The 12,007-nt window shown below is 72.5% G+C and carries 12 protein-coding genes; 11 read left to right on the top strand and 1 reads right to left on the bottom strand.

Annotated features, from left to right (window positions below; genetic code table 11):
• The first annotated feature begins 66 nt into the window (after window positions 1–66).
• The 7 genes from BLV02_RS37950 to BLV02_RS36340 are packed head-to-tail and all read left to right on the top strand — an operon-like array spanning window position 67 to window position 7,833.
• Window positions 67–201, top strand: a complete 135-nt coding sequence (locus tag BLV02_RS37950) for a hypothetical protein (RefSeq protein ID WP_281243354.1) — start codon at window positions 67–69, stop codon at window positions 199–201.
• Entirely contained in the window at window positions 198–287 is a 90-nt protein-coding gene (gene kdpF / locus BLV02_RS06325) for a K(+)-transporting ATPase subunit F (RefSeq protein WP_046768830.1), read from the top strand. Before BLV02_RS37950 ends, kdpF begins: the two co-directional genes overlap by 4 nt.
• Window positions 287–1,948, top strand: a complete 1,662-nt coding sequence (kdpA, locus tag BLV02_RS06330; RefSeq protein WP_069114659.1) for a potassium-transporting ATPase subunit KdpA — start codon at window positions 287–289, stop codon at window positions 1,946–1,948. The genes kdpF and kdpA overlap by 1 nt, the downstream gene beginning before the upstream one ends.
• On the top strand, window positions 1,945–4,044 hold the full coding sequence (kdpB, locus tag BLV02_RS06335) for a potassium-transporting ATPase subunit KdpB (protein WP_083289166.1): 2,100 nt from the start codon (window positions 1,945–1,947) through the stop codon (window positions 4,042–4,044). Before kdpA ends, kdpB begins: the two co-directional genes overlap by 4 nt.
• A gap of 20 nt (window positions 4,045–4,064) precedes the next feature.
• Window positions 4,065–4,655 carry a potassium-transporting ATPase subunit KdpC gene (gene kdpC, locus BLV02_RS06340; protein WP_069114657.1) on the top strand — a complete coding sequence of 197 codons (591 nt, stop codon included), beginning with the start codon at window positions 4,065–4,067 and terminating at the stop codon, window positions 4,653–4,655.
• Window positions 4,652–7,153 carry a sensor histidine kinase gene (locus BLV02_RS06345; protein ID WP_069114656.1) on the top strand — a complete coding sequence of 834 codons (2,502 nt, stop codon included), beginning with the start codon at window positions 4,652–4,654 and terminating at the stop codon, window positions 7,151–7,153. The genes kdpC and BLV02_RS06345 overlap by 4 nt, the downstream gene beginning before the upstream one ends.
• A complete protein-coding gene (locus BLV02_RS36340; protein ID WP_069114655.1) occupies window positions 7,150–7,833 on the top strand; it encodes a response regulator in 684 nt (227 codons plus the stop codon). The genes BLV02_RS06345 and BLV02_RS36340 overlap by 4 nt, the downstream gene beginning before the upstream one ends.
• A 2-nt stretch (window positions 7,834–7,835) precedes the next feature.
• Here BLV02_RS36340 and BLV02_RS06355 read toward each other — a convergent pair whose 3' ends face one another.
• Entirely contained in the window at window positions 7,836–8,258 is a 423-nt protein-coding gene (locus tag BLV02_RS06355) for a hypothetical protein (protein WP_069114654.1), read from the bottom strand.
• A gap of 183 nt (window positions 8,259–8,441) precedes the next feature.
• Between BLV02_RS06355 and gatC the strand changes: the two genes are divergently transcribed.
• From gatC to gatB, 4 genes are read left to right on the top strand one after another with little or no spacing between them, the layout of a single operon-like run.
• Entirely contained in the window at window positions 8,442–8,741 is a 300-nt protein-coding gene (gene gatC, locus BLV02_RS06360) for an Asp-tRNA(Asn)/Glu-tRNA(Gln) amidotransferase subunit GatC (RefSeq protein ID WP_069114709.1), read from the top strand.
• Complete coding sequence (gene gatA, locus BLV02_RS06365; RefSeq protein ID WP_069114653.1) at window positions 8,738–10,267, top strand: Asp-tRNA(Asn)/Glu-tRNA(Gln) amidotransferase subunit GatA; 1,530 nt, start codon at window positions 8,738–8,740, stop codon at window positions 10,265–10,267. Before gatC ends, gatA begins: the two co-directional genes overlap by 4 nt.
• The gene (locus BLV02_RS06370; RefSeq protein WP_069114652.1) at window positions 10,264–10,485 is read left to right on the top strand and encodes a hypothetical protein; all 222 of its coding nucleotides are present in this window, start codon (window positions 10,264–10,266) and stop codon (window positions 10,483–10,485) included. The genes gatA and BLV02_RS06370 overlap by 4 nt, the downstream gene beginning before the upstream one ends.
• Complete coding sequence (gene gatB, locus BLV02_RS06375) at window positions 10,482–11,981, top strand: Asp-tRNA(Asn)/Glu-tRNA(Gln) amidotransferase subunit GatB (protein ID WP_069114651.1); 1,500 nt, start codon at window positions 10,482–10,484, stop codon at window positions 11,979–11,981. Before BLV02_RS06370 ends, gatB begins: the two co-directional genes overlap by 4 nt.
• Window positions 11,982–12,007: the final 26 nt, after the last annotated feature.

Genomic DNA, 12,007 nt, shown 5'->3' on the forward strand with positions numbered 1-12,007 from the left:
TTCAGGTGGTTGTGTACCGATGCTGGCCCCGATCGGCGGGGCCTGAGCTACCCACCAGGGGTGTCCATGCAAGACGTCGCCTTCATCGGCCTCACGGTGCTCTTCTTCGTCGTGATGGCCCTTCTCGGTGCGGGCGTTGACCGGCTCGGACGGCGCCACGGCGTCGACGCCGACGCGACGCAGCAGGAGGCCGGCCAGTGACCGCCGAGAACGTCGTCGGGCTGATCGTGGCGGTGCTGCTGGTCGGCTACCTGCTCGCGGCCCTGCTCTTCCCGGAGCGGTTCTGATGAGCGCCACCGCGGCGGGCCTGCTGCAGATCGCCCTGCTCCTCGCCCTGCTGGCCGTGGCGTTCCGGCCACTGGGCGACCACATCGCGCGCGTGTTCACCTCGACCCGCCACCTGGCCGTCGAACGCGCCTTCTACCGGATCGTCCGGGTCGACCCGGACGCCGACCAGCGCTGGAGCACCTACCTGCTCTCGGTGCTGGGCTTCTCCGCGGTGTCCGTGCTGCTGCTGTACGCGATGCTGCGGCTGCAGGACCTGCTGCCGATGTCGCTCGGCTTCGACGGCATGGCGCCGGACCTCGCCTTCAACACCGCGACGTCGTTCGTCGCGAACACCAACTGGCAGTCGTACGCGGGCGAGTCCACGCTCGGCTACACCGCCCAGATGGCCGGCCTGACGGTGCAGAACTTCCTGTCCGCGGCGGTCGGCCTCGCGGTCGCGATCGCGCTGATCCGCGGGCTGACCCGGCACCGCACCGACCGGCTCGGCAACTTCTGGGTCGACCTCACCCGCGGCACCGTGCGCATCCTGCTGCCGATCGCGTTCCTGTTCGCGCTGGTGCTGGTGGCCGGCGGCGTCGTGCAGAACCTGTCCGAGCCGCACGACATCACCACGCTGGGCGGGTCGATCCAGTCGCTGATCGGCGGCCCGGTGGCCTCGCAGGAGGTCATCAAGCTGCTCGGCACCAACGGCGGCGGCTTCTTCAACGCGAACTCGGCGCACCCGTTCGAGAACGCGAACGCGCTCACCAACCTGCTGGAGATCTTCCTGATCCTGGTCATCCCGGTGGCGCTGTGCCGCACCTACGGCGTCATGGTGAAGGACAAGCGGCAGGGCTACGCGGTGCTGGCCGCGATGGCGGTGCTCTGGGGCGCCGCGCTGGTCGCCGTCACCGCCGCCGAGGTGAACCACCCGGGGACGGTCCCGCAGGCGGCCGGCGCGTCGCTGGAGGGCAAGGAGGTCCGCTTCGACGTCTGGGCGTCGGCGCTGTTCGCGAACTCGACGACGGGGACGTCCACCGGCGCGGTCAACTCGATGCACGCCAGCTACACCGGCGCCGGCGGCGGCGCCGTCATGCTCAACATGATGCTGGGCGAGGTCTCGCCCGGCGGCGTGGGCAGCGGCCTCTACGGCATGGTCGTCCTGGCCATCCTCGCCGTCTTCCTGGCCGGCCTGATGGTCGGGCGGACGCCGGAGTACCTGGGCAAGAAGATCGGCCGGTACGAGATCTCGCTGGTCGCCCTGTACATCCTGGCGATGCCGTTCGCGCTGCTCATCGGCGCGGCCATCGCGGCGTCGTTCGACCCGACGAGGGCGTCGTTGCTCAACGACGGGCCGCAGGGGCTGTCGGAGATCCTGTACGCGTTCGCCTCCGGCGCGAACAACAACGGCAGCGCGTTCGCCGGGCTCTCCGCGAACACCGAGTACTACAACACGGCGCTCGGGCTGGCGATGCTGATCGGCCGGTTCACGACGATCGTGCTGGTGCTCGCGCTGGCCGGCGCGCTGGCCCGGCAGCGGCCCACCCCGGTGACCGCCGGGACGCTGCCGACCCACCGTCCGCTCTTCGTGGGCCTGCACTCGGTGACGGTGATCATCGTGGCCGGCCTGACCTTCTTCCCGGCACTGGCGCTGGGACCGATCGCCGTGGCGCTCGCATGAGCGACCCCGGATCCGAAAGGACGCACACAGTGACGACCGTCCAGGCCCCGCCGGCCGGGAGCGCGCCACGGGTCGGCGCCGGTCTCTTCGACCCCCGCCAGCTGGTGGCATCGCTGCCGGACGCCTTCCGCAAGCTCGATCCGCGGCTGATGATCAAGTCGCCGGTCATGTTCGTGGTCGAGATCGGCGCGGTGTTCACCACCGTGCTGGCGATCACCGATCCCAGCACGTTCTCGTGGTGGATCGCCGTCTGGCTGTGGATCACCGTGCTCTTCGCCAACCTGGCCGAGGCCGTGGCCGAGGGGCGCGGACGGGCCCAGGCGGCGACGCTGCGGGCGACCAAGCAGGAGACCCCGGCCCGGCGCCTCGTGGACGGCGTCGAGGAGGTGGTCAGCAGCTCCACCCTGACGCTCGGCGATCTCGTCGTGGTCGAGGCGGGTGAGGTGATCCCCGGCGACGGCGACGTCGTCGAGGGCGTGGCCAGCGTCGACGAGTCGGCCATCACCGGCGAGTCGGCCCCGGTCATCCGCGAGTCCGGCGGCGACCGCAGCGCCGTCACCGGCGGCACGAAGGTGCTGTCCGACCGCATCGTCGTCGAGATCACCGCGAAGCCGGGCGAGAGCTTCGTCGACCGGATGATCGCGATGGTCGAGGGCGCGGCCCGGCAGAAGACGCCGAACGAGATCGCGCTGAACGTGCTGCTGGCCAGCCTGACCATCATCTTCCTGCTGGCGGTCGTGACGCTGCAGCCGTTCGCCGGCTACTCCGGCGGGCTGCAGTCGATGGTCGTGCTGGTGGCGCTGCTGGTCTGCCTGATCCCGACGACGATCGGCGCGCTGCTGTCGGCCATCGGCATCGCCGGCATGGACCGGCTGGTGCAGCGCAACGTGCTGGCGATGTCCGGGCGGGCGGTCGAGGCGGCCGGCGACGTCAACGTGCTGCTGCTGGACAAGACCGGCACCATCACGTTCGGCAACCGGCAGGCGGTCGAGCTGCTGCCCGTCGGGGGCGTGAAGGAGGACGACCTCGCCGACGCCGCGCAGCTGGCCAGCCTGGCCGACCAGACGCCCGAGGGCCGCTCCGTCGTGGTCCTGGCCAAGCAGCGCTACGGGCTGCGCGAACGGCACACCGGCGAACTGCCGGGCGCGACGTTCGTCGAGTTCACCGCGCAGACCCGGATGTCCGGCGTCGACCTCGCCGACGGCCATCGGGTGCGCAAGGGCGCCGCCGGCGCCGTCCTGGCCTGGGTCCGCGACCACGGCGGCAAGCCTGACCTCGCCGTCGACACGTTGGTCGACGGCGTCGCGGCGGCCGGCGGAACCCCGCTGGTCGTGGCGGAGCTGCGCGACGACCAGGCGCGCATCCTCGGCGTCATCCACCTCGCCGACGTCGTCAAGCACGGCATGCGCGAGCGGTTCGACGAGCTGCGCGCGATGGGCATCCGCACCGTCATGGTCACCGGCGACAACCCGGTCACGGCCAAGGCCATCGCCGACCAGGCCGGCGTCGACGACTTCCTCGCCGAGGCCAAGCCCGAGGACAAGATGGCGCTGATCAAGCGCGAGCAGGCCGGCGGCCGGCTGGTCGCGATGACCGGCGACGGCACCAACGACGCGCCCGCGCTGGCGCAGGCCGACGTCGGCGTCGCGATGAACACCGGCACGTCGGCGGCCAAAGAGGCCGGCAACATGGTCGACCTCGACTCCGACCCGACGAAGCTGATCGAGATCGTCGAGATCGGCAAACAGCTGCTCATCACGCGTGGCGCGCTGACGACGTTCTCCATCGCCAACGACGTCGCGAAGTACTTCGCGATCATCCCGGCGATGTTCGCGGTGGTGTACCCGCAGCTGGACACGCTGAACATCATGCGACTGGCCACGCCGCAGTCGGCGATCCTGTCCGCGGTCATCTTCAACGCGCTGATCATCGTCGCGCTGATCCCGCTGGCGCTGCGCGGCGTCCGGTACCGGCCGCTGTCGGCCGCGGCGATGCTGCAACGCAACGCGCTGGTGTACGGGCTGGGCGGCATCGTCGTCCCGTTCATCGGCATCAAACTCGTCGACCTCGTGGTGTCGGCGATCCCTGGACTTTGACGGCGGAGCGTGAGTTTCCTATGCATTTGACTGGACTGTTGCGGCAGAGCTGGGCGGGACTGCGTGTCCTGGTGCTGTTCACCGTGATCCTCGGCGTGGCCTACCCGCTGGCCGTCACCGGCGTCGCGCAGGTCGCGTTCGGCGACCAGGCCGGCGGCTCGCAGGTCACGCACGACGGCGAGGTCGTGGGGTCGTCGCTGATCGGGCAGCCGTTCGACGGCGAGCAGTGGTTCCACCCGCGCCCGTCGGCGGCCGGCGACGGGTACGACACGCTCGCCAGCGGCGGCTCCAACCTCGGCCCCGAGAGCGCCGAGCTGCTGGCCACCGTCGAGGAGCGGCGGGCCGCGGTGGCCGAGGAGAACGGCGTCGACCCCGCGGACGTGCCGCCGGACGCCGTCACCGCGTCGGGCAGCGGGCTGGACCCGCACATCTCCCCGGCCTACGCCGAGATCCAGGTGGACCGCGTGGCCGAGGCGCGCGGGCTGGACCCGGCCGAGGTGCGGGAGCTGGTCGACGACCACACCCAGGGCCGGGTGCTCGGCTTCCTGGGCGGCGAGCGCGTCAACGTGCTCGAGCTGAACCTCGCGCTGGAGGACCTCGGCGGCTCATGACACGTGGACGGCTGCGGGTCTACCTCGGCGCCGCCCCCGGCGTCGGGAAGACCTTCGACATGCTCTCGGAGGGGCATCGGCGCCGCTCGCGCGGCACCGATGTCGTCGCCGGGCTGGTCGAGACGCACGGCCGGCCGCACACGGCCGAGCTGCTCGACGGCATCGAGGTGGTGCCGCGGCGGACGGTGACGTACCGCGGCACCGCGTTCGAGGAGATGGACCTCGGGGCGATCCTGCACCGCCGCCCCGAGGTCGCCCTCGTCGACGAGCTGGCGCACACCAGCGTGCCCGGCTCGGCGAACGCGAAGCGCTGGCAGGACGTCGACGACCTGCTGGCCGCCGGCATCGACGTCATCACGACCGTCAACATCCAGCACCTGGAGTCGCTGAACGACGTCGTCGCGTCGATCACCGGCGTGACGCAGCGTGAGACCATCCCGGACGAGGTGGTGCGCCGGGCCGACCAGATCGAGTTGGTCGACATGTCGCCGGAGGCGCTGCGCCGGCGGCTCGCGCACGGCAACGTGTACGCGGCGGAGAAGGTCGACGCGGCGCTGGCGAACTACTTCCGGGTCGGCAACCTGACGGCGCTGCGCGAGCTGGCGCTGCTCTGGCTGGCCGACCGGGTCGACGACGCGCTGGAGAAGTACCGCGTCGACGAGGGCATCGAGGCGCCGTGGCACACCCGCGAGCGGGTCGTCGTCGCCTTGACCGGCGGGCCCGAGGGCGAGACGCTGCTGCGCCGGGCCGCCCGCATCGTCAACCGGGGCGCCGGCGGCGAGCTGGTCGCCGTCCACGTGTCCCGCAGCGACGGCCTCAGCGGCGCGCCGCCGGGGGCCCTGGAGCGGCAGCGCGCGCTGGCCGAGACGCTCGGCGGGACGTTCCACCAGGTCGTCGGCGAGGACGTCGCCGAGGCGATCCTCGACTTCGCCCGCGGCGTCAACGCCGCCCTGATCGTCGTCGGCGTGAGCCGCCGGCCGCGCTGGCTGCTGTCCATGCGCGAAGGCGTCGGCGCCCGCGTGGTCCGCGGGTCCGGGCCGATCGACGTCCACGTCGTCACGCACGAGCGGGCCGGGCAGGGCACGCTGCCGCAGCGGGCGGAGGTGCTCAGCCGCAACCGGCGGGTGCTGGCCTGGGTGGCGGCGCTGGTCGGCCCGGTCGCGCTGACCGCTGTGCTGGTGGTGCTGCGCGAGATCCACGAGCTGCCGATCGACATCATGTTGTTCCTGTCGCTGACCGTCGGCGTCGCGCTGATCGGCGGGCTGTGGCCGGCGGTGACGGTGGCCGTGGTCGGCAGCCTGCTGCTCAACTGGTTCCTCACGCCGCCGTACTACGAATGGACCATCGCCGACCCGCAGAACGCGTTCGCGCTGCTGGTGTTCCTGCTGGTCGCGGTCGGGGTGGCGTCGGTCGTGGATCTCGCGGCCCGGCGCACGATCCAGGCGTCGCGGGCGGGGTCGGAGGCCGAGACGCTGAGCGCGCTGGCCGGGTCGGTGCTGCGCGGCGAGAACACCGTCCTGGCGATCCTGGAGCGGCTGCGCGAGCGGTTCGGGATGGAGTCGGTGACGCTGCTGGAGCGGCACGACTCGCACGAGCGGTGGACGACCATCGAGTGCGCGGGCGGGCGGCCGTGCGCGTCGCCGGAGGAGGGGTCGTCGGAGGTGATGATCTCGGACACGCTGGCGCTCGCGCTGCGCGGGCCGGTGCTCGAGGCGGGCGACCGCCGTATGCTGGAGGCGTTCGCGGCGCACGCCACCGCCGTGCTGGAGCGGGAGCGGCTGCGCGAGCGGGCCGAGGAGGCGCGCCGGCTGGAGGACGGCGACGCGATCCGCACGGCGCTGCTGGCCGCCGTCTCGCACGATCTGCGCACCCCGCTGGCGGCGATCAAGGCCGGCGTCTCCAGCCTGCGCCAGGACGACGTCGTGTTCGACCCCGCCGACCAGGCCGAGCTGCTGGCCACGGTGGGGTCGGCGACCGACTCGCTGGAACGGCTGATCGACAACCTGCTGGACCTCTCGCGGCTGGAGACCGACACCGTCCGCCCGGTCGCGCGGCCGGCGGCGCTGGACGAGGTCGTGCCGCGGGCGGTCGCGTCGGTGCCGGCCGGCGCGGTGGTGCTGGACGTGCCCGAGTCGCTGCCGCTGCTGATGACCGACGCCGGGCTGCTGGAGCGGGCGCTGGCCAACGTCGTCGAGAACGCCGTGCGCTACTCGCCGGACGGCGTGCCGGTGACGGTGTCGGCGGCCGTGATCCGGTCGGAGGTCGAGCTGCGCGTCGTCGACCGCGGCCCGGGCGTCGGCGAGGCGGACCGGGCGTCGATGTTCCGGCCGTTCCAGCGGCTGGGCGACAGCCCGGCCGGGACCGGCGGGTCGGTCGGGCTCGGGCTGGCGGTGGCGCGCGGCTTCGTCGAGGCGCTCGGCGGCACCCTGACGGCCGACGACACCCCCGGCGGCGGGCTGACGATGGTGCTGCGGCTGCCGCTGGAGCGTGCCTCGTGACCGGCCCCCGCGTCCTCGTCGTCGACGACGTGCCGGCGCTGACCCGGGCGCTGGCGATCAACCTGAAGGCGCGCGGCTGGGACGTCGTCACCGCCGCCGACGGACGGGGCGCGCTGGAGGCCGCCGCCCGCCGTCACCCCGACGTCGTCGTGCTCGACCTCGGGCTGCCGGACCTGAGCGGCATCGACGTCATCGCCGGGCTGCGCGGCTGGACCAGCGTGCCGATCATCGTGCTGTCGGCGCGGCAGGACTCCGCCGACAAGGTGCGCGCCCTCGACGCCGGCGCCGACGACTACGTCACCAAGCCGTTCGACATGGAGGAGCTGCTGGCCCGGCTGCGCGCCGCCTGGCGCCGCTCGCTGCCCGTCGCCGGCGGTGACTCCGTCGTCACCGCCGGCGAGCTGACCATCGACCTGGCGCGGAAGAAGGTCTCCCGGTCCGGCGCCGACGTCCGCCTGACCCCGACCGAGTGGCACCTGCTGGAGGTGCTGGTCCGCAACGCCGGCACGCTGGTGTCGCGGGAGCAGCTGCTGCGGGAGGTCTGGGGGCCGGCGTACTCGAAGGAGACCGGTTACCTGCGCGTCTACACCGCGCAGCTGCGGCGCAAGCTGGAGCCCGACCCGTCCCACCCGGTGCACCTCATCACCGAGCCGAGCATGGGGTACCGGTTCGAGCCGTGACGTCAGCGGTGCCAGGCGGTGCAGTAGATGCGGTTCTGGTTGTCCTTGATGCAGGTGCGCCAGTACGGGCCGCCCGACAGCCGGACGTCAGAGGTGTAGTAGCTGCTGCGGCGCAGGCCCAGCCGGGGCGTCCAGGTCGACGGCCGCGAGCTGCTGGCGCGGTCCAGCCAGATCTCCCGCTCGACGAAGCCGGAGCTGCCGTGCACCACGCCAGCGCAGAATCTCACCTTGAGCCAGCGGCCGCCGGTGTAGTTCTGCCTGGAGTAGCAGCCGGCCTTCGTCTCCGCGGTCTGGGCGATGCCGGCGTCAGCGGCCGGGGCGGCGGTGGCGGTCGCGGCCGGCGCCGCGGCCAGCGCGGCCGTGGCGAGGGCGGCGGCGGCGAGGCCGGACATCGTGCGCTGGCGGATGGCGTCCCTGACGGACATGGTTCTCCCCGTGATCGGCGGTCGCCCCGGTGCCGAGGCGATGGTCACGAGGGTCGTCACGGGCCGTTTCAGAACTGCTTCAGCGCGTATTCACCGAGCACCGCGATGCAACCTCGCACCTGGCAAGCGCGGGCGCGCCCGGTCGCCATAGGATCGGACCCGTTCCCGACCATGGAGTCCGCCATGCCCTCGATCAGCCGCGAGGAGGTCGCGCACCTCGCGCACCTCGCTCGCCTCGACCTCGCCCCCGACGAGCTGGACCATCTGGCCGGCCAGCTCGACCAGATCCTCGGTGCGGTCGCGCAGGTCACCGAGGTCGCGGCCGACGACATCCCGCCGACGTCGCACGCGCTGCCGCTGACCAACGTGTTCCGCGCCGACGAGCCGCGCCCGTGCCTGCCCGCCGAGGCCGTCCTGGCCGCCGCGCCCGCCGCCGAGGACGGCCGGTTCCGGGTGCCGCAGATCCTGGGGGAGGAGGCATGAGCGCGCTCACCCGCAAGACCGCCGCCGAACTGGCCGCCGCCGTCAGGACCGGCGAGGTCAGCGCCGTCGAGGTCACCCAGGCGCACCTCGACCGCATCGCCGCCGTCGACGGCACCGCCGAGGCCGGCGTGCACGCGTTCCTGCATCTCGACGCCGACGGCGCGCTGGCCGCGGCCGCCGCCGTCGACGAGAAGCGCGCGGCCGGCGACGACCTCGGCCCGCTGGCCGGCGTCCCGCTGGCGCTGAAGGACGTCATCGTCACGTCCGACATGCCCACGACCGTCGGCTCGAAGCTGCTCGAGGGCTGGCAGCCGCCGTACGACGCCACCGTCACCCGGCGGCTGCGCGACGCCGGCATCGTCATCCTCGGCAAGACCAACCTCGACGAGTTCGCCATGGGCTCGTCCACCGAGAACTCCGCGTATGGCGTCACCCGCAACCCGTGGGACCTCACCCGCATCCCGGGCGGCTCCGGCGGCGGGTCGGCCGCGGCGCTGGCCGCGTTCGAGGCGCCGCTGGCCATCGGCACCGACACCGGCGGCTCGATCCGCCAGCCGGCCGCCGTCACCGGCACCGTCGGGGTGAAGCCGACGTACGGCGGGGTCAGCCGCTACGGCCTGGTGGCCTGCGCGTCCAGCCTCGACCAAGCCGGCCCGTGCGCCCGCACGGTGCTCGACGCCGCGCTGCTGCACACCGTCATCGCCGGTCACGACCCGCTCGACTCCACCAGCATCGACCAGCCGGTGCCCGACGTCGTCGCGGCCGCCCGGCGCGGCGCCGAGGGCGACCTCACCGGCCTGCGCGTCGGCGTCGTCAAGGAGCTCGGCGGTGAGGGCTACCAGGCCGGCGTCGAGGCGCGGTTCAACGACGCCGTCGCCCTGCTGTCGAAGCTGGGCGCCGAGGTGGTCGAGGTGTCGTGCCCGCACTTCAAGTACGGGCTGCCCGCCTACTACCTCATCCTGCCCAGCGAGGTGTCGTCGAACCTGGCCCGGTTCGACGCCATGCGCTACGGCCTGCGCGTCGGCGACGACGGCACCCGCAGCGCCGAAGAGGTCATGAGCCTCACCCGCGGGCAGGGCTTCGGCGCCGAGGCGAAACGGCGCATCATGCTCGGCACGTACGCGCTGTCGTCGGGCTACTACGACGCCTACTACGGCCAGGCGCAGAAGGTCCGCACGCTCATCGCACGCGACTTCGAGGCCGCGTTCGCGCAGGTCGACGTGCTGGTGTCGCCCACGACGCCGACCACCGCGTTCCCCATCGGCGAGAAGGTCGACGACCCCCTGGCCATGTACATGAACGACCTCTGCACCATCCCGAGCAACCTCGCCGGCAACGCGTCGGCGTCGTTCCCGGCCGGTCTCGCCGACGAAGACGGCCTGCCGGTCGGCCTGCACGTCATGGCGCCGGTCATGGCCGACGACCGCCTGTATCTCGTCGGCGCGGCGGTCGAGGCCGCATACGCCTCGCAATGGGGGGGAACGTTGCTGGAACAGGCACCCGCGTTGGAGGGGATCGCACCGTGAACGTCAAATACCTCGCCAAGTTCGGCGGCTCGGCGCTGGGCGCGGTGGGCGCCGCGCGCAGCCTCACCAAGGCCCGTCGCGAGGGCGACAAGCTGCGCATGATCGACGCCGTCCTCAGCATCCTGTCGGTCGCCATCACCGTCGCCATCGTCGTGCGCGAGATCCGCGAGGCGCAGAACGACGACAAGCCGCTGGTCGAGCTGAAGGACGACGAATGACCGTCACCACGGCGCTGCCCTCGTTCGACGAGGCCATCGCGACGTACGAGCCCGTCATGGGCATGGAGGTGCACGTCGAGCTCGGCACCGCCACGAAGATGTTCTGCGGCTGTTCCACGGCGTTCGGCGGCGAGCCCAACTCGCAGGTCTGCCCGGTCTGCCTGGGGCTGCCCGGGTCGCTGCCGGTGGTCAACCGCACCGCCGTCGAGTCGGCCATCCGCATCGGCCTGGCGCTGAACTGCAGCATCGCCGAGTGGTGCCGGTTCGCCCGGAAGAACTACTTCTACCCGGACATGCCGAAGAACTTCCAGACCTCGCAGTACGACGAGCCCATCGCGTTCGACGGTTACATGGACGTCGTCGCCGACGGCGTCGAGTACCGCATCGGCATCGAGCGGGCACACATGGAAGAGGACACCGGCAAGTCGCTGCACGTCGGCGGCGCCACCGGCCGCATCCACGGTGCGTCGCACTCGCTGCTCGACTACAACCGCTCCGGCATCCCGCTGATCGAGATCGTCACCAAGCCGATCGAGGTGCCGCCGTCCGTCGCTCCCGCCGTCGCGCGGGCGTACGTCACCCAGCTGCGCGAGCTGATCCGGGCCCTCGGCGTCTCCGAGGCGCGCATGGAGCTGGGCCAGCTGCGCTGCGACGCCAACGTGTCGCTGCGGCTGCCGGGCGCTCCGTTCGGCACGCGGACCGAGACGAAGAACGTCAACTCGCTGCGGTCGGTCGAGCGGGCCGTCACGTACGAGATCCGCCGGCAGGCTCTGGTGCTGTCGTCGGGCGGGACGATCGTGCAGGAGACCCGGCACTGGCACGAGGACACCGGCGAGACCACGTCCGGGCGGGTCAAGGAGGAGGCCGAGGACTACCGGTACTTCCCCGAGCCCGACCTCGTCCCCGTCGCGCCGTCCCGTGAGTGGGTCGAGTCGCTGCGAGGCACGCTGCCTGAGCCGCCGTCGGTGCGCCGGGCCCGGCTGCAGGCCGAGTGGGGCTTCACCGACCTCGAGATGCGCGACGTCGTCAACGCCGGGGCCGTGGCCCTGGTGTCCGACACCGTGGCCGCGGGCGCGTCCGCGGCCGGCGCGAAGAAGTGGTGGCTGGGCGAGGTCGCCCGGGTCGCCAACGAGCGCGGCGTGGCGTTGGAGGACGCGGGGATCGGCCCTGTCGAGGTCGCGCGGGTGGAGGAGCTGATCGCTGCGGGCTCCTTGAACGACAAGCTGGCCCGCCAGGTGGTCGAGGGCGTGCTGGCCGGCGAGGGCGCCCCTGACGCCGTCGTCGCCGCCCGCGGCCTCGCCGTCGTCTCCGACGACTCCGCCCTCGGCGCCGCCGTCGACGACGCCATCGCCGCCCAGCCCGACGTCGCCGACAAGATCCGCGGCGGCAACCTCGGCGCGGTGGGCGCGCTGATCGGCGCCATCATGAAGGCCACCAAGGGCCAGGCCGACGCCAAGCGGGCGCGCGAGCTCATCCTGGAGCGGCTGCAGGGCTGACCGTCCGGCAAGGCTGCCTCGCTTCT

The organism is Jiangella alba, from assembly GCF_900106035.1.
Taxonomy (GTDB): domain Bacteria; phylum Actinomycetota; class Actinomycetes; order Jiangellales; family Jiangellaceae; genus Jiangella; species Jiangella alba.

What these genes read in the sequence shown, in the direction of transcription:
- BLV02_RS06355 (WP_069114654.1), bottom strand. Translation starts at nt 8,258, where the DNA reads ATGTCCGTCAGGGACGCCATCCGCCAGCGCACGATGTCCGGCCTCGCC.
- kdpC (WP_069114657.1), top strand. Translation starts at nt 4,065, where the DNA reads ATGCATTTGACTGGACTGTTGCGGCAGAGCTGGGCGGGACTGCGTGTC.
- BLV02_RS37950 (WP_281243354.1), top strand. Translation starts at nt 67, where the DNA reads ATGCAAGACGTCGCCTTCATCGGCCTCACGGTGCTCTTCTTCGTCGTG.
- kdpB (WP_083289166.1), top strand. Translation starts at nt 1,945, where the DNA reads ATGAGCGACCCCGGATCCGAAAGGACGCACACAGTGACGACCGTCCAG.
- BLV02_RS06345 (WP_069114656.1), top strand. Translation starts at nt 4,652, where the DNA reads ATGACACGTGGACGGCTGCGGGTCTACCTCGGCGCCGCCCCCGGCGTC.
- gatB (WP_069114651.1), top strand. Translation starts at nt 10,482, where the DNA reads ATGACCGTCACCACGGCGCTGCCCTCGTTCGACGAGGCCATCGCGACG.
- gatA (WP_069114653.1), top strand. Translation starts at nt 8,738, where the DNA reads ATGAGCGCGCTCACCCGCAAGACCGCCGCCGAACTGGCCGCCGCCGTC.
- kdpA (WP_069114659.1), top strand. Translation starts at nt 287, where the DNA reads ATGAGCGCCACCGCGGCGGGCCTGCTGCAGATCGCCCTGCTCCTCGCC.
- gatC (WP_069114709.1), top strand. Translation starts at nt 8,442, where the DNA reads ATGCCCTCGATCAGCCGCGAGGAGGTCGCGCACCTCGCGCACCTCGCT.